The organism is Marinobacter flavimaris (assembly GCF_002933295.1).
Lineage (GTDB): Bacteria > Pseudomonadota > Gammaproteobacteria > Pseudomonadales > Oleiphilaceae > Marinobacter > Marinobacter flavimaris.
On sequence record NZ_PSSW01000005.1, the window covers coordinates 107,374 to 130,715 of the forward strand.

General features: G+C 59.5%; 20 protein-coding genes. 11 read left to right on the plus strand and 9 right to left on the minus strand.

Translation table 11 applies throughout. The annotated features are described in order from the left end of the window. Positions 1–140 precede the first annotated feature (140 nt). From ald to MDHKLMBL_RS10855, 5 genes are all read left to right on the plus strand, one after another. Positions 141–1,259, plus strand: a complete 1,119-nt coding sequence (ald, locus tag MDHKLMBL_RS10835; RefSeq protein WP_053113198.1) for an alanine dehydrogenase — start codon at positions 141–143, stop codon at positions 1,257–1,259. A 22-nt stretch (positions 1,260–1,281) separates the two neighbouring features. Then, positions 1,282–1,854, plus strand: coding sequence for a glutathione S-transferase family protein (locus tag MDHKLMBL_RS10840; protein WP_053113197.1), 573 nt, complete (start codon positions 1,282–1,284; stop codon positions 1,852–1,854). A gap of 195 nt (positions 1,855–2,049) precedes the next feature. Then, entirely contained in the window at positions 2,050–2,661 is a 612-nt protein-coding gene (locus MDHKLMBL_RS10845; protein WP_008173563.1) for a Yip1 family protein, read from the plus strand. Between the two features lie 216 nt (positions 2,662–2,877). Next, positions 2,878–4,620 (plus strand): alkaline phosphatase D family protein, encoded by a 1,743-nt coding sequence (locus tag MDHKLMBL_RS10850; protein WP_104270794.1) that lies wholly within the window; start codon positions 2,878–2,880, stop codon positions 4,618–4,620. 107 nt (positions 4,621–4,727) lie between these two features. Then, positions 4,728–7,454 (plus strand): cation-translocating P-type ATPase, encoded by a 2,727-nt coding sequence (locus MDHKLMBL_RS10855; protein ID WP_104270795.1) that lies wholly within the window; start codon positions 4,728–4,730, stop codon positions 7,452–7,454. Here MDHKLMBL_RS10855 and MDHKLMBL_RS10860 read toward each other — a convergent pair. Further along, a complete protein-coding gene (locus tag MDHKLMBL_RS10860; RefSeq protein WP_104270889.1) occupies positions 7,435–9,852 on the minus strand; it encodes a phosphoketolase family protein in 2,418 nt (805 codons plus the stop codon). The genes MDHKLMBL_RS10855 and MDHKLMBL_RS10860 overlap by 20 nt on opposite strands. 212 nt (positions 9,853–10,064) lie before the next feature. Here MDHKLMBL_RS10860 and ilvD point away from each other — a divergent pair, with 212 nt between their 5' ends. The 3 genes from ilvD to MDHKLMBL_RS10875 all read left to right on the plus strand — a co-directional run bounded on the left by ilvD (position 10,065) and on the right by MDHKLMBL_RS10875 (position 13,292). Continuing rightward, entirely contained in the window at positions 10,065–11,753 is a 1,689-nt protein-coding gene (gene ilvD / locus MDHKLMBL_RS10865; RefSeq protein WP_104270796.1) for a dihydroxy-acid dehydratase, read from the plus strand. Between the two features lie 89 nt (positions 11,754–11,842). Then, positions 11,843–12,793: a D-alanyl-D-alanine endopeptidase gene (gene pbpG / locus MDHKLMBL_RS10870; RefSeq protein ID WP_227507835.1), complete on the plus strand. Its 951-nt coding sequence runs from the start codon at positions 11,843–11,845 to the stop codon at positions 12,791–12,793. Positions 12,794–12,812: 19 nt separating this feature from the next. Then, entirely contained in the window at positions 12,813–13,292 is a 480-nt protein-coding gene (locus MDHKLMBL_RS10875) for an asparaginase domain-containing protein (protein WP_014578542.1), read from the plus strand. 3 nt (positions 13,293–13,295) lie between these two features. On the opposite strand, the gene rsuA is transcribed toward MDHKLMBL_RS10875, so the two are convergent. The 3 genes from rsuA to MDHKLMBL_RS10890 form a co-directional block, all read right to left on the minus strand. Beyond that, positions 13,296–13,988 (minus strand): 16S rRNA pseudouridine(516) synthase RsuA, encoded by a 693-nt coding sequence (gene rsuA / locus MDHKLMBL_RS10880; protein WP_104270797.1) that lies wholly within the window; start codon positions 13,986–13,988, stop codon positions 13,296–13,298. Positions 13,989–13,993: 5 nt separating this feature from the next. After that, positions 13,994–15,022, minus strand: a complete 1,029-nt coding sequence (locus tag MDHKLMBL_RS10885; RefSeq protein WP_104270798.1) for a metal-dependent hydrolase — start codon at positions 15,020–15,022, stop codon at positions 13,994–13,996. Positions 15,023–15,084: 62 nt separating this feature from the next. Beyond that, on the minus strand, positions 15,085–16,335 hold the full coding sequence (locus MDHKLMBL_RS10890) for a lytic murein transglycosylase (RefSeq protein ID WP_104270799.1): 1,251 nt from the start codon (positions 16,333–16,335) through the stop codon (positions 15,085–15,087). A gap of 228 nt (positions 16,336–16,563) precedes the next feature. Between MDHKLMBL_RS10890 and MDHKLMBL_RS10895 the strand changes: the two genes are divergently transcribed. Further along, the gene (locus tag MDHKLMBL_RS10895) at positions 16,564–17,439 is read left to right on the plus strand and encodes a response regulator (protein ID WP_008173544.1); all 876 of its coding nucleotides are present in this window, start codon (positions 16,564–16,566) and stop codon (positions 17,437–17,439) included. Here MDHKLMBL_RS10895 and phoR read toward each other — a convergent pair. The 5 genes from phoR to MDHKLMBL_RS10920 all read right to left on the minus strand — a co-directional run bounded on the left by phoR (position 17,436) and on the right by MDHKLMBL_RS10920 (position 21,637). After that, positions 17,436–18,755, minus strand: coding sequence for a phosphate regulon sensor histidine kinase PhoR (gene phoR / locus MDHKLMBL_RS10900; protein WP_104270800.1), 1,320 nt, complete (start codon positions 18,753–18,755; stop codon positions 17,436–17,438). The genes MDHKLMBL_RS10895 and phoR overlap by 4 nt on opposite strands. 53 nt (positions 18,756–18,808) lie before the next feature. Continuing rightward, positions 18,809–19,501 carry a phosphate regulon transcriptional regulator PhoB gene (gene phoB / locus MDHKLMBL_RS10905; protein ID WP_104270801.1) on the minus strand — a complete coding sequence of 231 codons (693 nt, stop codon included), beginning with the start codon at positions 19,499–19,501 and terminating at the stop codon, positions 18,809–18,811. Between the two features lie 77 nt (positions 19,502–19,578). Beyond that, entirely contained in the window at positions 19,579–20,466 is an 888-nt protein-coding gene (gene ubiA, locus MDHKLMBL_RS10910) for a 4-hydroxybenzoate octaprenyltransferase (protein ID WP_008173537.1), read from the minus strand. Positions 20,467–20,535: 69 nt separating this feature from the next. After that, entirely contained in the window at positions 20,536–21,099 is a 564-nt protein-coding gene (locus MDHKLMBL_RS10915) for a chorismate--pyruvate lyase family protein (RefSeq protein ID WP_053113189.1), read from the minus strand. Beyond that, a complete protein-coding gene (locus tag MDHKLMBL_RS10920) occupies positions 21,080–21,637 on the minus strand; it encodes a hypoxanthine-guanine phosphoribosyltransferase (protein ID WP_008173534.1) in 558 nt (185 codons plus the stop codon). The genes MDHKLMBL_RS10915 and MDHKLMBL_RS10920 overlap by 20 nt, the downstream gene beginning before the upstream one ends. Positions 21,638–21,901: 264 nt before the next feature. Here MDHKLMBL_RS10920 and MDHKLMBL_RS10925 point away from each other — a divergent pair, with 264 nt between their 5' ends. Together MDHKLMBL_RS10925 and MDHKLMBL_RS10930 are read left to right on the plus strand one after the other, a co-directional pair. Then, complete coding sequence (locus MDHKLMBL_RS10925; RefSeq protein ID WP_008173532.1) at positions 21,902–22,069, plus strand: rubredoxin; 168 nt, start codon at positions 21,902–21,904, stop codon at positions 22,067–22,069. Between the two features lie 58 nt (positions 22,070–22,127). Then, positions 22,128–23,282, plus strand: coding sequence for an NAD(P)/FAD-dependent oxidoreductase (locus MDHKLMBL_RS10930; protein ID WP_104270802.1), 1,155 nt, complete (start codon positions 22,128–22,130; stop codon positions 23,280–23,282). The last annotated feature ends 60 nt before the right edge of the window (positions 23,283–23,342 follow it).

Here is a 23,342-nt window from a genome sequence, read left to right on the forward strand (position 1 = left end):
TTGGGTCGGATTGTCTTTTTATCCGGAAATCTACGCCCGGAACCGGTAAACCGATGCAATCAGTTGCCAATCCAGTATAGGACCTTTTGACTACACTACAGTCAGACACCCGCAAATCCCGAATGATCTGGAGGTTGTGTATGAGGATCGGTGTACCCAGGGAAATCAAGAACCGCGAATACCGTGTAGGCATGACACCCGCTGCCGTTCATGAGCTGTGCGGCCACAATCATGAGGTGTTTGTGGAAACCGGAGCTGGCCTCGCCATCGGTTTTTCTGACGAGGATTATCGGCAGGCCGGAGCGCGAATTCTTGAGACGGCCGGGGAGGTTTTCGATACCGCAGAGTTGATCGTCAAGGTCAAGGAGCCCCAGGCCGAAGAGCGGGCCATGCTGAAGCCGGAACACACGCTTTTCACCTATCTGCATCTGGCCCCGGACAAAGCGCAGACGGACGACCTGGTGAAGTCCGGCGCTACTTGCATTGCCTATGAGACAGTGACCGACCATGGAGGGCATTTGCCCCTGCTGGCGCCTATGTCGGAAGTCGCCGGGCGCATGTCGATCCAGGCCGGTGCCCATTGCCTGGAGAAAGCCATGGGCGGTCGCGGCGTGCTTTTGGGCGGCGTACCCGGTGTCAGTCCGGCGCGGGTAGCGGTCGTTGGTGGCGGAGTTGTCGGCCAGAATGCGATTGCGATGGCGGTCGGGTTGGGTGCCCAGGTCACGGTTCTGGACCGCAACATGGACGTACTCAGAAACCTGGACCATCTCTACGGCAACCGCATCACAACCCTGTTTTCAACGGCCCAGACTCTGGATCAGGCGGTGACGGAATCCGATCTTGTCATCGGCAGTGTGCTCATTCCAGGGGCCTCTGCGCCAAAGCTGATCACCCGCGATATGATCCGCCGGATGCCGGAGGGAAGCGTTATCGTGGACGTTGCCATTGATCAGGGTGGCTGTGCCGAAACCTCCCGGGCCACGACGCACGACGATCCCACGTATATTGTTGATGGTGTGGTACATTACTGCGTGGCGAATATGCCGGGTGCCGTTGCGCGCACGTCGACTCTGGCGTTGAATAACGTCACTTTGCCTTTTGTGGCGGCCCTGGCCAACAAGGGTCCGGATCGGGCGATGAAGGAAGATCAACACCTCAGGGCCGGGCTGAACGTGGCCGCGGGCAAGGTGACCTACAGGGAAGTGGCAGAAGCGACCGGGCACCCATACACCAACCCTGAATCCCTGTTGGGATCCTGAGTGTGAAATCCCCGGAGAAACCATGAAACTGATCGGATCCACTACTTCACCTTACGTTCGGCGTATTCGTATCCTGCTGGACGAAGAGCCCTATGAATTCCTCAATCTCAATATCTATGGTGAAGGCCGGGACGAGCTGCGGCGAAACAATCCGACCCTGAAAATTCCGGTACTCGAAGACGGTGGCAAGGAAATCTATGATTCCCGGATTATCGCCCGTTACGTCAGTGCCAAACAGGGCCGCGATCCGCTGACCTGGGATCAGGAAAACCAGCTGACCATGATCGATGGCGCCAATGACTCCGCGGTCACGTTGCTGCTCTCGGAGAAGTCCGGAATCGATACCGGCGCCGACCTGATGTTCTACAACCTTCAATGTGAACGCATCATGACAACCTTGCGCACGCTGTCGGCAATGGCGGAAGAGGGCCAGTTCGAGGAATGGAATTACCCGGCCATCTGTCTTTATTGCCTGGTAGACTGGCTGGATTTCAGGGACCTTGTGGACTTTTCCGGTGTGGAGAGCCTGTTATCCTTCCGCGACAGCCACCGGGATTACCCCTGGGTTGCCGAGACCGATCCGCGCAATTCCTGACTCCGCGCGGCCGGCAATCGCCGGCCGCCGCCTCCAGCCAAGGCTGAAAAAAAACTTGCCCGATCATCCTGCGTCATTTTGCTTTCGCAATCGCTGTTCTTGACTATAGTTAAGATTAAGGAACAGCGTCTGATCTGCCGGTTACCGCGTTCCGTACGTATAAATACCAACAATAGAAGAGAGAGGGGGTCATCCATGCTCCTGTCACATGCGTTCGGTCTCTTTACCCATCCTGATGAAGAGTGGGCTTCCATACGAAAAGAACATGAAACTCCGCGCCGGGTCTATGTTGCCTATGTTCTGATTCTGGCGGCGATAGCTCCCATTTGTGCCTACATATCGACTGCCTATTTCGGCTGGACGGTCGGCAATGAGCGGCTGATCAAGTTAACCGAGATCAGTGCAATGCAGCTCAGCGTGTTGACCTATCTGGCAATGCTGGTCGGCGTTTTTGCGCTGGGTTACGCCATCAACTGGATGGCAAGAACCTACGGCGCCAAGGAAGAACACGTACCCTCGAACGGTATTGCCCTGGCAGCCTACTCCTGCACTCCTCTGTTCCTCGCAGGATTTGCCCTGCTGTATCCAGTGCCCTGGTTCAACGCCATCGTCTTCCTGGCCGCCGCCTGCTATGGCGCCTATCTCATGTATGACGGGCTGCCGATTGTCATGGGCATCGAAAAGGAGCGGGCGGTAATGTACGCCGGAGCGTTGCTGACCGTCGCCCTGGTGATCCTGGTATCCACTCGCGTGGGTTCCGTCATTCTCTGGAACTTCGGAGTTGGTCCGGTATTTATCAGCGGATAGACCGGGTTTAAACGGACCGCAAAAGGGGAGCCACTGGCTCCCTTTTTTTATGGTTTCTGGTTCTTGCAAAAGACTTGTCGTGATTTGCCATCCCCCTGTCGCAAATTGGCAATGCGTTCTTAACCAAGCCCGATTAGCTTCTTCATTTGGAGTAGAAACGGCGAAAGGTGCAGAACGTCGAGACTACAAGGGACGAATGCAGGGGAAGATATAACAATGAAACGACTGACACGACGGGATTTTCTGAAGGCATCAGCCATGGGTATGGGCGCCGTGGTGATTTCGACCGGCCTCGCAGGCTGTGTACTGGACAGCTCCGACAAGCGAACAATCAGCTTTACCCATGGAGTGGCCAGCGGCGACCCGCTTGCCGATGGTGTCATGCTCTGGACCAGGGCTGCACCGGCGACCGGTTCGGCACCTGTCGGTGTCGCCTGGGAGGTATCGACGGATGAGGGTTTCGAGAACCTTGTGCACTCCGGCACGGCAGAGGCCACTGAGGCCCATGACTTCACCGTCAAGGTGGACGTCCGCGGCCTGGCACCGGGGCAGAGCTACTATTACCGCTTTCAGACGACCGATCGGCAGTCACCGGTGGGCGTAACCCGGACCTTACCGGAAGGCAGTATCGACTCAGTGCGCCTGGCCGTGGTCTCCTGCGCGAATTATCCGGCCGGTTATTTCAACGTCTACGGGGAAATCAGTAAACAGAATGACCTGGATGCCGTGGTCCATCTGGGCGACTACATCTACGAATACAGCTCCGACAGCAGCAGTTATGCGGCACAGGATGCCCAGGCCCTGGGGAGGACCTTTTCTGAGGACAACAATCTTGAGCTGATTGAACTGGTGGACTATCGCAAACGTTACGCTGCGTATCGGGCAGACCCGGATCTTCAGTCCCTGCATGCGAGAGTGCCGTTCATTGTGGTGTGGGACGACCACGAAGTGGCGAACGACGCCTGGGAAGAGGGAGCTGAAAACCACAACGAGGGCGAGGGCGATTTCACCCAGCGTAAGCTCAATGCCCTCAAGGCCTATTTTGAATGGATGCCGATCCGTCCTGTGTTCGAGGGCAGCGACGAGGCCATTTTCCGGACCTTCCGGTTCGGCGACCTGGTGGATCTGCACATGCTCGACACCCGCATTATCGGTCGCGACCAGCAACTGGACTACATGGACTACTTCACGGGAGAAGGCCTTGATGCCGCCCGCTTTACTGCGGATGTTGGCAGTGAGAACCGTACCCTGCTGGGTGCGGAGCAACTGCTCTGGCTGCAGTCTTCCCTGAACTACTCCACCGCCACATGGCAGGTGTTGGGGCAACAGGTGCTCATGGGCCGAATGAATCTGCCCGCGGAGCTGCTGGTGGCCATTGCTACTGAGCAGTTTGACGGTCTGCCGGAAAAACTGGCGGAACTGGCCCAGCTCAAAGGCCGGGAGCTCCAGGGGGATCCGTCCCTGACTCCAGAGGAATTGGCTCGCATCAATACAGTTGCCCCCTACAATCTGGACGCCTGGGATGGCTACCAATATGAACGGGAAGTGGTTCTGGGAACGGCCAAGGCGCTGAACAAGAACCTGGTTGTACTGGCGGGGGATACCCATAACGCCTGGGCCAACAACCTGAAAGACATCCAGGGCGACCAGATTGGCGTGGAGTTCGCTACAGCGTCGGTTACATCACCCGGCCTGGAGGAGTATCTGGGCATTCCGGATGACATGATTCAGGGCGCGGAACAGGCCATTGGTCTGCTGGTGGATGACCTGGATTACCTGAACGTGAATCAGCGTGGCTACATGCTGGTGACCTTTACGCCCGAAGAAGCCCGGGCCGACTGGTATTTCGTGGACACCATCAAGTCAAAGGATTATCAGATCGACGCGAGCCGCACCGCTTCCCGGCGGGTATTGCCCGGTCCCGGAAATCGTACGGTGCAGGACACAAGCATAGGATAAGAAGTCCGACCGGTCCCCTGACTATTCTGTCTTTGATGCAGCGCAAACCACCCCGGGTGCTTTCCGGGGTTTAATGGGGTGTTGCAATGGCAGGGAGCTCTCAGGGGATGTCGGAATCGGTGGTCTTGAAAAACGGCGAGTGCGAGCAGCGGGAGCCGGAGTGGCATGTGCTTCAGTCCGCGGAAGCAAGGCAGGAGCTCAAAGCAAAGGAGCCCCTGTCTGAGGATGAGGTTCGCCAGCGCCTGGCCCGCCATGGCCCAAATGCTTTGCCGGAGGCTCGTGCAAAGGGGCCTTGGGCGAGACTGGGACGGCAACTCAAGAATTTCCTGATTTACGTACTGGCAGGGGCCGCCGTAATCACGGCGAGCCTGGGCCACTGGGTGGATGCTGGCGTCATTCTCGCTGTTGTTGTTATCCAGACGCTGGTGGGCTTCGTTCAGGAGGGCAAGGCCGAGCAGGCCCTGTCGGCCATTCGCCACATGCTTGCGCCCAAAGCACGGGTCATGCGTTCTGATGGCCAGCATCAGATAGATGCTGCCAATCTGGTTCCGGGCGATACGGTACTGTTGGAGCCCGGAGACCGGGTGCCCGCCGATCTGCGTCTGGAAAAGTCCCACAACCTGAAAATCGATGAGGCCATTCTCACGGGTGAGTCCGAGGCTGTTGATAAATCAACAGGGTCGGTGGCTCCAGATGCTCCGTTGGGGGACCAGTCCGGGATGGCCTTCTCCGGCACCATGGTTGCGACCGGGACCGGCCGTGGCGTTGTGGTTCGAACCGGCGCGCGCACTGAGATCGGTCGCATTTCCGGACTCCTCGCTCAGACCACAACTCTGAAAACCCCCTTATTGGAGCAAATGGACAGGTTCGCCCGAATCCTTTCCATCATCGTGATTGCCGCCGGCATTGCGATTTTTGTTGGCGGAGCTGCATTCAGCGGTCTGCCATTCCGGGAACTGTTTATGGCAGTGGTTGGCCTCACCGTTGCCGCGATACCCGAGGGCTTACCAGCAATTCTCACCATTACCCTGGCCATCGGTGTGCGCCAGATGGCACGCCGGCAGGCCGTGGTTCGCCGAATGCCGGTTATCGAAACCCTGGGCGCGGTGTCGGTAATCTGTTCGGATAAAACCGGAACGCTCACCCGGAACGAAATGATGGTCACTCGGGCGGTGTTATCCGGGGTTCAACTCGAGGTGACTGGCGAAGGCTACGATCTTGATGGTGCGGTAAACGCCGAAAATGGTCACCCGTCGGACTCCACTCTGCTGGACGAACTTGCCCGGGCCGCCGCCCTTTGTAACGACGCCCATGTTCACCATGACTCAGGCAGAATCCGAATCGCCGGCGATCCAATGGAGGCCGCGCTCTCCGTGTTTGCCCGCAAAGCCGGGTTTGATGTTGATGGCAGCGCCGCCGACTGGCCCCGGAAAGATGAGATTCCTTTCGATACCGAGAATCGCTTCATGGCCACGCTGAATCATGACCACCACGGCCACAGCGTGATCTACCTGAAAGGCGCGCCGGAGCGGATCCTGGATATGTGTAACAGCGAGGTTGCCGAATCCGGGGAAACCAGCGAACTGCGCCGGGATTTCTGGGAGCGGGTTATCACCGAAATGGCATCCGATGGTCTCAGAGTGCTGGCCCTTGCCCGGAAGCCCGCAGAACGTGGCAGTGGCGAACTGGCCATTGAAGATCTTGAACAGGGTGCAGAACTGCTTGGTCTGGTTGGTTTGCTGGATCCGCCAAGGCAGGAAGCCATTCGGGCTATTGCCGAGTGCCACGAAGCCGGAATCCGGGTGAAGATGATTACCGGTGATCACGGGATCACGGCAGGCGCTATTGCCCGCAAGCTGGGCCTGAAAAATACCGGGCGGGTTCTGACTGGTAAGGAATTGGACCAGCTGGATGATGATCAGCTTCGGGATCTTGTTGGTGAAGTGGATGTCTTTGCCCGGACCAGTCCCGAACATAAATTGAGGCTGGTCACTGCGCTGCAGGCCCTGCATGGAGTTGTCGCCATGACCGGGGACGGGGTCAATGACGCACCGGCCCTCAAGCGGGCGGATGTGGGTATTGCCATGGGGGTGAAGGGCTCGGAGGCTGCGAGGGAAGCGTCTTCGGTGGTGTTGCTGGACGACAATTTCGCCAGTATTGCGGCAGCCGTGCGCGAGGGGCGAACTGTTTACACTAATCTTAAAAAAGGCATTGCCTTTATGCTGCCCATTAACGGTGGGGAGTCTATCAGTCTCGTTACCGCCCTGTTGCTTGGGCTGACCCTGCCCATTTCGGCACTGCAGATTCTCTGGGTCAACATGGTCAGCTCTGTGGTTCTGGCCATGACACTGGCGTTTGAGCCCGCGGAACCCGATGTTATGAAGCATCCGCCAAGGGGGCGGAATGAGTCCCTGCTTCGGGGATTCGTGGTCTGGCGTGTGGTCTTCGTTTCACTTCTGTTCCTTGGTGGCATTTTTGCTGCCTGGTACTGGGCCATGCATCATCATGGTGATGAGAGCACTGCCCGGACCCTTGCGGTTAACACGCTTGTGGCAATGGAAATGTTTTACTTGTTTGCGGTGCGGTACCTGGATTCAGCGTCAATTACCCTGCGCGGGGTGTTGGGTACGCCGATCGTCCTGTTGGCAGTCGCCGCGGTTATTGCATTGCAACTGCTGTTTACCTATACGCCCTGGTTCAACGATACCTTTGGCACGCAGGCGCTGAGCGTTGAAATGCTCGGGTTTGCAGCGGTTTCCGGTGTGGTGGTTCTGGTGATCCTCGAAATCGAAACGGTTGTCAGAAGGCGTTGGCTCAGGGCAGGCCCCGGGTAATCACCGCCGGGTCCCCCCGGCCTTCTACCGCTGCCAGCTCCGCACTGGACAGCCATTCGCCCGGGGGCTTGTCCATCACGCTGGCGCAGGCAGCCAGGGCATGGCCCCAGGAACAGCCGTTGGCAAACAGCATGCCGGCCTCATTCAATGTCCCGCCGCGGTTGATGTAACCAAGAACCCGGGCCTGCGACGGTTCCGGGAACAGCGGATGGAGATGGCCCCGGAAGACCTCCGGGCGCATGTGCGTGAGAGCAACCCGTCGGCGAATGCGGTGGGGGAACAGGCGCTCCCGCTCGAATTCGGACAGGCATACCTGGGCTTCCATGGTGTCCCTCGGTTGGCGGAATCTGCCGGGTTCCTGGATATAGACCAGGCGAAAGGGGGTGCCGGTCTCCCTCAGGCGTTCGCAGGCTCTGATTGACTCGGATAACTGGTAGGCGCCATTGGCGATGAGCAGCAATGGTTCACCGGACGAGGTATCTTCATCCACCACCAGGGCCCCGTGCCTCGCCAGCAGTTCCGCTTCCCGGGTGTCGAAGACGCAGGGGCGTTCCCGTTTCGGGATCACCATGCAACTGATCGTGCCCCTTTCACGGAATACCGATGGCAATGTTGCCAGGGTGCTGTTGTAGTCTGCCGGAAACAGCACCCGGGAGACGTCGTTCATCTCCGCGAGCATACTTTCGCAGAAGGTGGTGTCCTGATGGGACTGCTCGTTCTTGCCATTTTCCCAGGTGTGTGAGGTGGCAATAACCGGCAAGCCGAGCCAGCGGGCAGAACGCCCGATTTCTTTCTGGTGCCGGGCAAAAATCAGCTCCTGGCGGATGGCGCCAAGCATTTTCACGCAGAAGGCCTCATAGCTGGCGACCAGATTCAGCCCCGCCTTATTGGCCAGACAAGCCGATACCACAGATTCTTCGTTCAGTGCCGTGATGATCTTGCCGTGCACCGACTCCTGATCGTTCTCGGGATCGTTCACCCGGTGCTTCAGATCATCCAGCACTCCGCCAAGACGATTGCTTGCCAGCTCGTCCGGATTGCCCACTCTGGCCCTGAGGTCCGGGTTCTGGGCCACCAGCGCACGGAAAAAATCACCCACAGCCTTCATCGGCGAGGTGCATTCCCGACAGGCCGGAAGCCGGGGGATTATCGGGTCCGGTGGATTGCGGGTCGCGAGAGCATGATCACGCTCAAGTGGGCGAGATTGCCCGGCGTGCTGGTTAAGATGAGTGATAGCGTTTTGAAGCTGATCCGGAGCCACCCACAATCTGGCGGCATGCTCGTTAAACAGCTCCCTGGCCCGGGCATCCATTCGCGGGTTTCCGGGCAGTGGCAGGTTGTGGGCTGCATTGCTGCTGGCGCCATAAAAACCATACCCCTTGGTGGTCTCCGCAATGCCATAGGGTACCCGAACGGGATAGCCGCTCTCTCCCCGTAGCGCCGCCTCGCCATTGGTGGCGAGTGCCTGCTCCATTTCATATAGAGCACAGACAAAGGCGGCAGGATCGCGGCCATCAAAACGGAAGGGCACAAAGCCCCTGTGTTCGAGATGCGCTTCAAAACGTTCGAGACCCTCGCGGGTGCCCAGCTCGGTTCGCTGTTCAATGCGCCGTCCATTGGCAATCATAACCGGCATCACTGCGCCGCAGTCCTCGGCGCGCCACCAGCGGGGGATCCAGTCGCTGCCGCGCTGCTCCTCGGCGGCCCCATCAGACAGAAAGGCCACCAGAGACTCACCCGGCAGGGGCATATGGGCGTATTGCAGCTCGGCAAACCCGAGGTAGCCCCCTTCGAGAATACCACCGGCGGTGTGCGGATTGACGTGGCTGCCAAGGGGCGCGGCCATGGTACCGTCCGGCTTCTGGCGGTAGCTGTAGAAATCGGAAACCAGAGTTGAGAGCCCGTCCGGCCCTCGATAACGTTCCGCCTGTTCCGGATGAAGGTTTCCGGTGAGGACGTTCAGGGCGTCCACGGCTGCCACGCAGTGCCCCTGGCCCATCAGCCAGCTCCGTGTGCGTCCGGTCAGATTGTTCAGAGCCAGATAGCCGGCATAGGCCGGCACCATGTTCAGTGCCCCGCCGGTGTGGCCTTCCGGATTGGTCTTGAAGTCCTGAGGCGCCAGCGGCTGGCCGGAGACATCAACCCGGCGGGCGTAGGTCATGTGAACTACCAGCCAGAGACCGGCACTGGTCAGTCTGTCCAGGTCGGCGAGCTTACGATAGACCGTGGCAGCATCGGGCTGGTGGCCGGCAGCAACCAGGTGCTCTGCCAGTAGGCTGACCTGATGTTGCGTGGCTTCACTGTGCTGGATGACGCCATAACCATCGCACCAGTGCCGGAAATCCGGGCAGTCTGAAGCGGCGTGATTCACCGCTGCTGTTTGAATGGGAAATGGCATGAGATGCCTCCATGGCGTCAGTGTGTCCGCGAATTTTAAAACCACCGCTGTGAACTGCCATTGATGCAGGTCAGTCGAAACTGCATCTTTCTGCAGACTGCCCCAAGCCAAGCGTTCCACCCGCCCGCGTGCAGGCTTGCTCGCCTGCCCGTTGCCGAAAGCCATGGTTTCTGAGAGTCTGTTCGAATAAGCCACCTGATAAGGAGACTCCCATGACGCAAGACAAGAATCAGGACAAGCGCCGGAAATATTCGGCCCCCGTTGTTGATGGCATTGGCAAATCCGCCAGCCGTGCCATGCTTCGGGCCGTCGGGTTTACCGATGAGGATTTCAAAAAGCCGCAGATCGGCATTGCGTCCACATGGAGTAATCTCACGCCTTGCAACATGCACATCAACCAACTGGCCGAGGAGTCGGCTGCCGGAGCCGATGAGGCCGGCGGCAAGTCGCTGATTTTCAATACCATTACCATATCGGACGGCATTGCCAACGGTACCGAGGGCATGAAGTATTCCCTGGTGTCCCGGGAGGTGATCGCCGATTCCATCGAGACCGTGGCCGGTTGTGAAGGGTTCGATGGCCTGGTGGCGATCGGTGGCTGCGACAAGAACATGCCCGGTTGCATGATGGGCCTGGCGCGCCTGAACCGGCCATCTGTGTTCGTGTATGGCGGTACCATCATGCCTGGCGAGAACCACACCGATATTATTTCCGTGTTTGAAGCCGTGGGTGCCCACGCCCGTGGTGATCTGGATCTGATTGAGGTGAAGCAGATAGAGGAAACCGCGATTCCGGGGCCAGGGTCCTGTGGTGGCATGTATACCGCCAATACGATGGCGTCGGCCATCGAGGCCATGGGCATGAGCCTGCCGGGCAGCTCCGCCCAGAACGCTGTGTCGGAGACCAAGGCGGAGGATTGTCGAGGTGCCGGGGCTGCGGTGCTGAACCTGCTGGAGAAAGACATCAAGCCCAGCGACATCATGACCCGGAAAGCCTTCGAAAACGCCATTACGGTCGTTATCGCCCTGGGCGGTTCCACCAATGCGGTACTGCACCTGCTGGCCATGGCCAGCACCGTTGGTGTCGATCTGGAGCTGGAAGACTTTGTCGAGATTGGCAAGCGGGTGCCGGTGCTGGCGGATCTGCGCCCGAGCGGCCACTACATGATGTCGGAGCTGGTGGCCATCGGCGGTATCCAGCCACTGATGAAAATGTTGCTGGACCGCGGGCTGCTGCACGGTGACTGTCTTACCGTAACCGGTCAGACGCTGGCGGAGAACCTGGCTGATGTTGCCCCCTATCCGGAAGGGCAGGACATCATTCACGCCTTCGACAACCCGATCAAGGCTGACAGCCATCTGCGGATCCTGTTCGGCAATCTCGCACCAACGGGTGCGGTGGCGAAGATTACCGGTAAGGAGGGTACTCACTTTACCGGCCGTGCCCGGGTATTTCATTCGGAAGAAGAAGCCCAGGAGCGGATTCTCGACGGCACGGTGGTGGCCGGCGATGTGCTGGTCATTCGCTATGAAGGCCCCAAAGGCGGACCGGGCATGCGGGAGATGCTGAGCCCCACCTCCGCGATTATGGGCAAGGGCCTGGGCAGCGATGTCGCGTTGATTACCGATGGCCGGTTCTCAGGGGGCAGCCACGGTTTCGTGGTTGGCCATATCACACCGGAGGCGGCCGAGGGCGGCCCGATTGCGCTGGTCGAGGATGGCGACACCATTACCATTGATGCCGTCAGTAATCAAATTGAGCTGGATGTCTCGGATCAGGAACTGGAACGTCGTCGGCAGGCCTGGCAGGCGCCCAAGCCACGGTTCACTCGCGGCGTTCTGGCAAAATACGCTCGCACCGTGGGTTCTGCATCCAACGGGGCCATTACCGATCTGCCATGATCCGATGACTCCGGGCAATCACTGCTATAATCCGCCGCTGGCGGGGCAGTGATTGCCCGTACAGTTAACAAGTGAAGGGGCTTTGAAGCATGGGTATCCGCAGTATGGCCATCTGGTGGGTGTTTTTGCTGGCGCTGCAGCCCGGGATGTCCCAGGCTCACCAACAGGAGGCATCGGCCAGTTCGTCAGCATCGTCGAAACAGGATGGTCCAAACCTGGCATCGGTGAATGCCGCGGTTGCCGTGGCTGGTGATAACGAGCTGATTTTCGGCAAGAATGCCGACCGGTCCGTACCCATTGCCTCTGTCACCAAGGTCATGACCGCGCTGGTCGTGCTGGAATCCGGCGAGCCGCTGGATGAGTGGCTGACTTTTCATGAGCGGCATACGCCCGCCGCCGCCAACGCCTACAGTCGGATTCGCATCGACTCGGAGATGCGGCGTAAAGATGTCCTGCGCATTGCACTGATGTCCTCCGAAAATTTTGCCGCCTACACCCTTGCCCGTAGCCACCCGGGCGGGTTCGATGCCTTTATCGAGGCGATGAACGCCAAGGCCGCGGCCCTGGGAATGACCGGTACCCGGTTTGTTGATCCGACCGGGCTGTCGTCGGAGAACCTTTCAACCGCCGCGGATCTTGTAAAGCTGGTAAACGCTGCGGCTGATTACCCGGAAATCCGGGAGTACTCCACCACCGGTTATTTCCGTGGGCAATTCCGGCAGCCCCGTTACAGCCTGTCGTTCGGGAATACCAATGCCCTGGTGCATCGGGATAGCTGGGGGGTGGCCCTCAGCAAGACCGGCTATCTCTCCGAGGCCGGGCGCTGCTTGGTGATGATTTCGAAGATGAACGGCAAAGAGGTGGTGACCGTGCTGCTTGATTCCCTCGGTACCCGCTCGCCGATGGGCGATGCCGGACGGATAAAGCGCTGGCTTGATACCGGAGCCAGGGGCTCGGTGGCCGCTGCCGCCCGGCGTTACGAACAGGAAAAGAACGCGTCATACGCGACCGCTGGTAACAGTACGGTCAGTGTGAACTGACACTGAAAGGAATCCCGTTATGATCCAGATATTCACGACCGGTGGCACCATCGACAAGGTCTACTTCGATGCCAACAGCGAGTTCGAGGTAGGGCACAGCCTGCTGCCGGAGCTGCTGTCTGAATCCAACATCCACGAGGGCTATCGCCTGCGGGAACTGCTGCGCAAGGACAGCCTGGAGATGACCGATGATGATCGCCAGCAGGTACTGGCGGCGGCCACTGAATGCGATTGTGGCCGAATCATTATCACCCACGGCACGGACACCATGGCCGATACTGCGGCGGTGCTGTCCGGCCTGAAGGACAAGACCATCGTATTGACCGGCGCGATGCAGCCGGCCCGTATGCGCCGAACCGATGCGGTATTCAATGTCGGGTTTGCCTGGGCTGCGGTGCAGCTTCTGCCGCCGGGTGTGTATATCGCGATGAATGGTGAAGTGTTCGAGGCCGGTGCAGTGCGCAAGAATCTCAAGGCGCAACGTTTCGAGCGCACCTGAGTATCACGCCAGGCTGTCTCTTTCCTCGGCGGTCAGTTCCCGGTATTCGCCGGGCATCAGCGCATCGTCCAGTTCGACCTGTCCAATGCGGACACGATGAAGGGCTTCCACGTGGTTGCCAACGGCTGCCATCATGCGCTTGACCTGATGATAGCGCCCCTCCGAAATCGTCAGCTCAATGATCCTGTCTTCCAGAAAATGCACCCGGGCCGGTCGCGTCGGCCTGGGATCATTATGCAGGTCCACACCACGTTCCAGTTGCTGTGCCGCAGCGTCGCTCAGAGGTTCGTTCAGGGTTACCCGGTAAGTCTTGGGGCAGTCGGTTCGCGGTGAGGTGACCCGGTGAGACCACTGGCCATCGGTGGTCAGTAACAGCAGGCCGGTTGTGTCTGCATCGAGGCGCCCGGCAATATGGAGATGTCGGGTGATGTCTGCTGGCAACAGGTCCAGCGCTGTTGGATGGTCGCTGTCGGTCGTCGCGCTCACCACGCCTGCTGGTTTGTTCATCATCAGATAGCGCTCGCCCGGGAGGCTCAGAGGGGTGCCTGACAAGGCCACCCGTTCATCCCCGGCCAACCGGGTGTTGGCGCCCTTGCAGATTTGCTCATTGATCGTTACTTCTCCGCGGCCGATGGCCCGCTTGGCCTCTTTTCGGGAAAGCTCGGTGCTGTTGGCAATAAACTGGTCCAGTCGCATGGTGTTCAGCAGCGTTGTCCGGGTGCCGGGGAGCTCAGACTGGCCAGACAGAGCACCGGCGTTTCGGCAATCATCCGGGACCAGAGCAGCCCGAGGGCTTCGGAGCTTACTGGTGGGCGTGGAGTCCGAAAGCTCACCGTGGGGTCGATGCCGCTGCCATTGCGGGTCGCCAGAACAAAGGTAAACGGGTGCGCGCCTGGAATGCCCAGCCTGATATCGGTGGCCGTGATGCGGTCGCCGGCCTGGTCGTAATCCAGGAAGCCCCGGGTGAACCATTCAAGTCGCCGGGCCTCGGGCAGGTCCGAGACTTCGCTCGCCAGCTCCGGGCGGCGTGGAAAGTATTCAAGATTCAGCGGCGTGTCGCCATCCAGAAAGCCGGTGACAATTTCTACCCGCTGATCACCCTGCAGAGCCGTTGCCCGCCACAACAGTGTGCTGAATGGCATGGGCTGAACCAGCAGGTCCGGGTTTTCCAGGCCGGCGGCCGCAAGCGCGGGTTGCACTCGCTGTGTCATCACTTGCTGGGCCAGAACACTCCAGCCCAGGTACAGGGTGGACACTGCCAGGCCTGCAACTATCGCTGTTTTGGCGGGCGGCCGGGCGAGAAAAAACAGGCAGCCGGCCAGCAGGGGCAGGGTGTATAGCGGGTCGATGATAAAAATGCTGCTGACGGCTACGGGTGGCCCGATGGGCCAGAACAACTGGGTGCCATAGGTTGTAAAGGCATCCAGTAAAGGATGGGTAATCAGGATCAGCCCCGTCAGGGCGAGCCACCGCTGAAAACTCAGTTGTGGTTTCCAGCGCCAGAGCAGCCAGGCAAGGGCCACTGCCAGAGGGGCCAGAACGAACAACGAATGGCTGAATCCACGGTGTTGGGTGAAATTGGCCACTGCGGTGCCGTAATCGATGACGACATCCAGATCCGGGAGGGTGCCCAGAACTGCGCCTGTCAGCAAAACCGAGCGGCCAAGAGTCTTGCCGGCTACGGCGCCGGCCAGGGAGGCGCCCAGGGCGGCCTGGGTGAGTGAATCCATGTCAGATCAGTCTCGCATCAAAACGGTGTCCTGCAGTAGTAGGCCGCCGACTCCCCGGCGGATCACTGTCCTGCAGGTATTTCCAACGCCGCCAGCACCGATTCACCGGGGTAGCCATCAGCCACCAGGTTGTTGGCAGCCTGGAACTGACGGATGGCAGACCGCGTTGCCGGGCCCATGATGCCATCTGGGTTACCCGGCTCATACCCTCGTTGCTGCAGGGCTTTCTGGAGGTTGATGATGTTGGCGCGGGACAGCGCAGGCGCGTCCTCGGGCGGAGGATTTTGCAGTTTACCAGCGCCGGCAATCCGGTCAGCCAGATGACCAACCGCGATGGCGTAGAACTCGGAGCGGTTCCAGCCCATGATCACGCGGAAGTTGTGATAGGCAAGAAACGCAGGCCCGCGGTGTCCTGCCGGCACCACGAGGGCGGCATTAATCGGTTCGCGGGCCAGTGGCTTGCCGAAGGCATCCGTAATGCCCATTTCGCGCCACTGCTCCAGTGGCAGACGACGCCCGTCCGCAAGGGAATAGTCGAAATTCTCGGGTAACAGGACCTCGCGGCCCCAACGGTAGTCGCCGTCCCAGTTCATGGATTCGAGAAACCGGCCCGCAGACATCATGGCATCCGGAAGGCTGTTCCACAGATCCCTGCGGCCATCACCATCGGCATCCACCGCGTGTTTCAGGAAAACCGTCGGCATGAACTGAACGTGGCCCATGGCGCCGGCCCAGGAGCCTTCCATCTGGTCTGCCGGTATGGCGCCCTCGTCAATAATGCGCAGGGCCGCGATCAACTGCTCGGTGAAGAAGGTGCTGCGGCGGGGATCGCAGGCCAGTGTTGTCAGGGAGCTGGGTACCGGCATCTTGCCGAAATAGCTGCCAAAATTGGTTTCCAGGCCCCAGAAGGCCACCAAATAAGGCGCGGGCACGCCGGTTTCCCGGGTGACTCTGGCCAGCAGCTCCTGATGTTCCTGCAACAGTTCGCGGCCGGTGTTGACCCGGGCATCGTTAACCCGCCGGTTCAGGTAGTCGGCAAAGGTAGTGGTGAACTCCGGTTGCCGCCGGTCCAGTTCGATCACCCGTGCCAGATGCTGGACCCCGGACATCACCTCGCTGGCGGTCTTGCTGCTGACCCCGGCGGCAATGGCCTGCTCCTGAAGCCGGGCCTTGCATTCGGCAAATCCCGCTGGCTCAACTTCAGCGCTGTCCTGGGCAATGGCGGGCAGTGACAGACATGACAGAAAACCGGAAAACAATAAGCCGCGAGTAACGCCGCCCTGGCGAAGAATCCTTGCAGGTTTGGTCAGCACACAAAACCTCTATCAGGCTGATGATCGTGGAGTATCCTGAGCCCATGTTAGCGCGTTTTCCAGCCGGAGAAACACTGTCCTGGCTCCCGTGGAGTGACAATTCTTTAACCTGACGGTTCCTGAAAAACGGCGATTGTGGTCTTTTTGTTGCCGACAGGTTTCTGGCGTGGGTGTTTGTTCTATAGTTGCAACATAGAACCGGGTTGTGGATAGGGGAAGGTCTGAACTATGGCAATGCTGAAAGCGCTGGTGGTGGATGACGCCAGCTTTGTACGTGATCTGGTCAAGCGAACCGTGCGCCAGCGTTTCCCGGTCATCGAGACTACCGACGCCCAGAACGGCCGGCGAGCGCAGTCATTGATGTCGAGGACCGCGTTTGACCTGATTCTGTGCGACTGGGAGATGCCAGAAATGTCCGGGCTGGAATTGTTGCAATGGATGCGCCAGCAGCCCCAGTACGAAAACGTGCCTTTTATCATGATCACCAGCCGGGGCGACAAGGATCACGTGATCGAAGCGGTCAAAGGCGGCGTTTCCGAATACCTTGGTAAACCGTTCAGCCCCGAGGGGTTGAGCAAGAAAATCATCAAGGTGATGGGCCGCAAACTGAAAGATGCCATGGACCGGAGCGGCAAATCCATGGCCAGCCCTGCCGATGCCTTCAAAGAGTCGGCCAACCTGCTGACCCGCAAGCCCGAAGCCGCGGCGGAGGTTTCCGCCGAGTCACCGTCCTCTTCCCCCGGGCCCGAGCCTTTGGCACCGACAAGGCCGACCTCGGCCCGGGCGCCCATGAGCCTGGCCTCGGTACGCTTCGCCGAGAGCACCCTGAAATCGGTGGTCAAGGATATCAATCTGACGGAGGTGCGGGTGATCGCGAAGCGGGACCAGGTATTCCCGGGGATTCTCGACCAGGCGGTAGTGGACATCGAGATCGCCGAGGGCCAGATGGCGAGGTTGAACGGCTACGTGCACCAGTTGCAGGCGGTGGACAAACGCCAGGACACGGACTTTGTCAGCGTTACCATTCGTTTTGTCGATGAAGACCCGAAAAAGCTGGAGGACCTGTCGAGGTTTGTCGCCCGCTTCCGCGCGGGTATGCGCTAGCTCTCTGCCCTCTCGGGGATCCGCTCGACCAGTCGCTCCCGCGGGAAATGACAGATAAATTCACTGCCCTCGCCAATCCGGCTGCGAATCTCCAGATTGCCATCGTGGTTGAGCAACACGTGTTTGACGATTGCCAGGCCAAGGCCGGTGCCGCCGGTGTCCTTGTGGCGGCTGGGATCGGCCCGATAGAAGCGTTCTGTCAGACGGGGGATATGGACCGGGTCGATACCGATGCCGGTATCCCTGACTGACAGGTGTGCGCCTTCCCGGTTGGTGGACCAGGACACGATAATCTGGCCATTTGCAGGGGTGTACTTCACCGCATTGAATATCAGGTTCGAGAAAGCGCTGCGCAGCTGGCTTTCATCGCCTTTCAGCAGGCGGTGGTCGCCGATATGCACGGTAATCTCGTGCTGTTTTTCGCCACTGAGCGCCCGGGCGTCATGACAGATCTGGGTCAGCAACTGGTCGACGTCCGTGAGGGTGTCGTTGACCGTTTGCTCCCCGGTTTCAATACGTGAGAGCAGGATCAGATCGGTGATCAGGGCTTCCATCCGGGATGACTGGGCAGCCATGGTGTTAATGGCCCGGCGCCACTTAGGCGGCAGGTCGGCAGCATTGTCCACCAGGGTTTCGAGGTAGCCGCTGATGACCGTGAGGGGCGTGCGCATCTCGTGGGACACATTGCCGACAAAGTCCCGGCGCATCTGTTCGAGCTGGTACAGCCGTGTTACGTCCTTGGCGACAATCAGGCGGTCGTCGTCACCAAACAGGCTGATCTGGATCTGAAGGTGAATGTGAGGTCTGGCCGGCGAATGTATCTCCAGGGGCTCGCGGTAATCCCGTGAATCGAAATAGGTCTTGAAGGCCGGCGTGCGGATCAGGTTATGGATGTACTGGCCCTGATCGGTGTTGCGCCGGAAACCCAGCAGATACTCGGCGGAGCCGTTCCACCATTCCATGGCGCCGCGGGAATCGGTCATGATCACGCCATCGCGCATGGCGTTGGTGGATTCCTGCACCCGATTGATCTGGGCCCTCAACCGGTCCTGGGTTCTCAGGTGGGTCTGATGCAGTTTGTGAAGGTTGTCGAAAATATCGCCCCACAGGCCGATGCTCTGCGGGGCTTCGTCGGTGGCGCTGGGGTTGGACAGCCACTGGTAGAGACGCCTGGCCTGAAGCAGCGTCCACCAGAGATAGACGATCAGCCCGAGGGTAAGGCCGTAAACGGGCTCACCGAAATAGAGGCCAACCAGGGTGGAGCCAATCAGGCCACCGATAATGTAGCGCAGGTATCGTGACCAGTTGTGCTGCATCAAAAACTGCCTTGTGTCCGTTCCGGGGCTGATGCTCAGCTGGCCGGAGTTACTTACGCGGCTCTGGTCGAGAAGCGGTAACCGGTTCCGCGTACGGTCTGGATCAGGTGGTCGTACTGGTCGCCAAGCGCCTTGCGGAGCCTGCGGATATGCACATCCACGGTCCGCTCCTCAACATAGACATTGCCACCCCAGACCTGGTCCAAGAGTTGGGAGCGAGTATATACCCGTTCCTGGTGCGTCATGAAGAACTGAAGCAGTCGGTATTCTGTCGGGCCCATGGTAAGGGCGCCATTCTGGGTGGTGACCCGATGCCCGACCGGATCCAGCGTCAGGCCTTCCACTTCAATCGGGCTGTCTACGCCCGGCGGCGTCGCACGCCGAAGCACGGCTTTCAGGCGGGCGACCAGTTCCCGGGGGCTGAACGGTTTGGTGATGTAATCATCGGCACCAACTTCCAGGCCCTGGATCTTGTTGTCTTCCTCGACCTTGGCGGTGAGCATGATGATGGGAATGTCGGCGGTCGCTTCTTCTTTCTTGAGGCGGCGTGCCAGTTCCACGCCGCTGGTGCCGGGCAGCATCCAGTCGAGGAGTACGAGATCCGGGTGTTTGTCGACAATCAGGGCATGGGCTTCCCGGGCGTCCGCTGCCTCCAGATAGTCATAATCCGCCATTTCGAGGGCCACCGCGATCATCTCGCGGATCGGGGCCTCATCATCGACGATCAGGACAGTTTTTCCAGTCATGAGCTTTTAACCTGTGTCAGACCTTGATTTGTTGCTGCCTCATTACAACGCTCAAGTGTTACAAGTATATGACAGGTTCAGCTGACCATGAGATCAATTACAAGGCCGGCAAAAACGGCAAAGCCGGCCCAGTTGTTGTTCAGAAACGCCTTGAAGCAGCCGTCCCGTTCACGTTCCCGCGCCAGGTACTGGTGGTAAATGAACAGGCAGGCCATGGCCACGACGCCCAGATAGTAGAAGGTGCCCAGCTCGGCACGATGGCCCACCATGATCAGGATCAGTACAACCATGGCCTGCAGCATGCCAATGATCGCCTTGTCGGCTTCTCCGAACAGGATGGCCGTGGACTTGATGCCCACTTTCAGATCGTCATCCCGATCCACCATGGCATACAGGGTGTCGTAGGCAACGGTCCATAGCACGTTGGCGGTGAACAGCAGCCAGGTGAGCTGACTCAGTTCGCCGGCCTCCGCCGCCCAGGCCATGGGGATGGCCCAGGAAAAGGCCGCGCCCAGAAACAGCTGAGGCAAATGGGTGTAACGCTTCATGAACGGGTAAATGAATGCCAGCAGGGCACCGCCGAACGACAGATACAGGGTCAGCGGGTTGGTGAACAGAACCACCATCAGGAAGGAAACCAGGCACAGTCCCGCGAACAGCGCCACCGCTTCCCAGGGTTTTACCCGGCCCGCGGTCAGTGGCCGGTCCTTGGTGCGTTTGACATGCTTGTCCCAGTCCCGGTCAGCGAAATCGTTGATGGCGCAGCCAGCCGCGCGCATGAAGAAGACGCCCAGGGTGAAAATGATGACATTAGCCAATGCGGGGCTGCCGTCTCCGGCCAGCCACAGGGCCCAGTAGGTCGGCCACAGCAGGAGCAGGGTTCCGATCGGGCGGTCGATTCTGAGCAGGCTGGCGTAGTCGGCCAACCGGCGCTGGATAGGTTCTGGCACAGCGTCAGGCAGCATGGCGCGCGTCCGTCTGGTGTTCTTCGAATTGAATGAGTGCTGGGATTATAGCCAGTCGCGGGAGGCCGGTTAAAGCGTGTTCCGCTGAAACAGCGCCGGTAGCAGGTATTCACCAACCAGCAGGGAGCTGTTGTGGCCACTGAACAGGGAGCGCCTTGCCAGTTCCGGCTGTCCCGGGATTACCGGTCTGCAGAGGCCGGTTTCCAGAGGGCCCCGTTGCCAGTGGGGGCTGGTGAACAGGTAGGCGCCCAAAGGTCGATTGCCCAGGTGAAGCAGCCGGCGCCCCTCGCCCTCCAGACACTTCAGGGGAATGACCGTCCTGGCCAATACCCAGGGCTGGTTGTCGCCGCACAGGCTGACTTCCCGTATCCAGGCGTGTTGACGGTGGGGAATGCGCAGGCGCCGGGCCTCTTCCTGTGTCGGCGTTGCAAAGCCCTCCCGGCGGACCTCAACGTGAAAGGAACGGCTGCACTGTTTCTGCAGGGCTCGTGTAAACGAACCCTCTACCTGCAACCAATAGCGGGCAGGCCCGTGAACCGCCGGGTTCAGGAGGCCGGCGGCCGTCAGCGATTGGTACCAGTCCGTCGGGGGTATGGTCAGGTGACTGTCGATGTCAGAGACCCTTGACTGCATAGATGCCCGGGGCATTGCGCCAGTAGCCCTTGTAGTCCATGCCGTAACCGAACAGGAAGCGGTCTTCCACTTCCAGGCCGGTGAAATCGGCCTTCAGATCCGGACGGGCTTTCCGGTCATGTTGCTTGTCGACCAGAACGGCCGTCAGTACCTCACTGGCACCGTGAGCGCGGCAGTAGTCGGCGATGGCGCACAGGGTCGTCCCCTCATCCAGAATGTCATCGATAATCAGGATGGTACGGCCGTGCATATCGGCTTCGGGTTGCAGTTTCCACTCGAGAATGCCGCCGGTAGTTTCCTGACGGTAGCGGGTGGCATGCAGGTATTCGGCCTGGACCGGAAACCGGAGCCGGGGTAGCAGTTGTCCGGTCAGGATCAGCCCGCCGTTCATCACGCAGAACAGCAGAGGGTTACTGTCTTTCAGGCGGGCGGTAATATCGTCGGCCAGGTTGCCGATTGCAGTCTGTACCTGCTGTTCATCCACCAGACAGTCGGCTTCGGCCATAACCTGGTTCATTTCGGCGACGGTATCGGTCATATCGGTCGGTCCTGTCGTAAAACGGGCGATTATACCGGACAGGGCCTGCAGAAGGGAGGGGCCACCCCGGTTGTCAGATCTGTATTTGTGGCTATTGGCAGAAATCCCCTGACCGGACCGTCGGCATTGGCATTGGTCAATACCGGGGCGATGGGTATGATGGCCTGAATCGACAGTTGTTCGTATCTGTTAACTGAATAAAACACTTGCGTGCAATATTGTCTGACAATTATTATTGCGTCCGTCTGATGTTGGGAGAACGATATGAAGAAGTGGCAGTGTGTGGTGTGTGGTTTGATTTACGATGAAGCCGAAGGCTGGCCCGAGGACGGCATTGAGCCGGGCACCAAGTGGGAAGACGTACCGGAAGACTGGGTATGCCCGGATTGCGGTGTCGGCAAGGAAGATTTTGAAATGATCGAGATCGGTTGATAGTACCCGGCACGGCCGGTAAAAGCCGCCCAGGTGAGTTAAATACAGGAACACGGTTATGACTGAACAGGCCCCCATCATTATTGTCGGTACCGGTTTGTCCGGTTATTCCCTGGCGCGGGAAATCCGGAAGCAGGACAAGGAGACCCCGGTTCTGATGGTTACCGCCGACGATGGCGTGAGCTACTCCAAGCCCATGTTGTCCACCGGCTTTACCAAGGGCAAGGACGCCGATGGCCTGGCCCAGGGCGGTACCGACGCCATGGCGGATCAGCTGAATGTCCGGATTCGCACATTTGCCACGGTCACCGGCATTGATAGCGAGGCCCACGAACTGATTCTCGGTGATGAACGACTTGCCTACAGCAAGCTGGTTCTGGCCTGGGGCGCCGATGTGATCCGGCTTGGCCTGGACGGTGATGGTCAGGAGCATGTGTTCTCGATCAATGACCTGATGGATTACCGCGCCTTCCGGCAAGCGCTGGGCGAGGGCAAGCGGGTGGCGATCATGGGGGCGGGTCTGATTGGTTGTGAGTTTGCCAACGACCTGCGCAACGGCGGTTATGAAGTTGATGTGATTGCCCCTTCCGAGGAGGTGATGCCCGGACTGCTGCCGGAGGCGGCCGCCCATGCTGTCCAGCAGGAGCTGGAGAACCTGGGGGTCGGGTTTCACCTCGGAACCGTGGTTGATCGGATCGACCGCAGGGGTGACGGGGTCAGTCTGACCCTGGCCAATGGCGAGACTCTGGACGCTGATCTGGTACTGTCCGCTGTGGGCCTGCGCCCGAGGACCGATCTGGCCCGGGCTGCCGGGCTGGAGACGGCCAGGGGCATCGTAGTGAATCGCGCGCTCGAGACTTCCGCGCCGGATGTCTACGCACTCGGTGATTGCGCCGAAGTCGACGGCCACGTGCTGCTTTATGTCCTGCCGCTGATGGCCTGTTCCCGGGCGCTTGCAAAAACCTTGCTCGGTGAGCGCACCGAAGTCAGCTATGGCACCATGCCGGTGATGATCAAGACCCCCTGCTGCCCGACCGCCGTCTGTCCACCACCGTCGGAAGCCAAGGGCAACTGGGAAGTTGAGCAGGATGGCACCAGCGTCAAGGCGCTATTCAAGAGCGCCGGGGGCGATGTACTGGGGTTTGCGGTGACCGGCAGCTATGCCATGGAGAAACAGGCCCTGTCCAAGGAAGTGCCTCCGATACACGGCTGATTAGCCGGACTCCAATCCGCAGCCCCGATACCACGGGGCTGCTTTCTCTTGGCCGGCGAC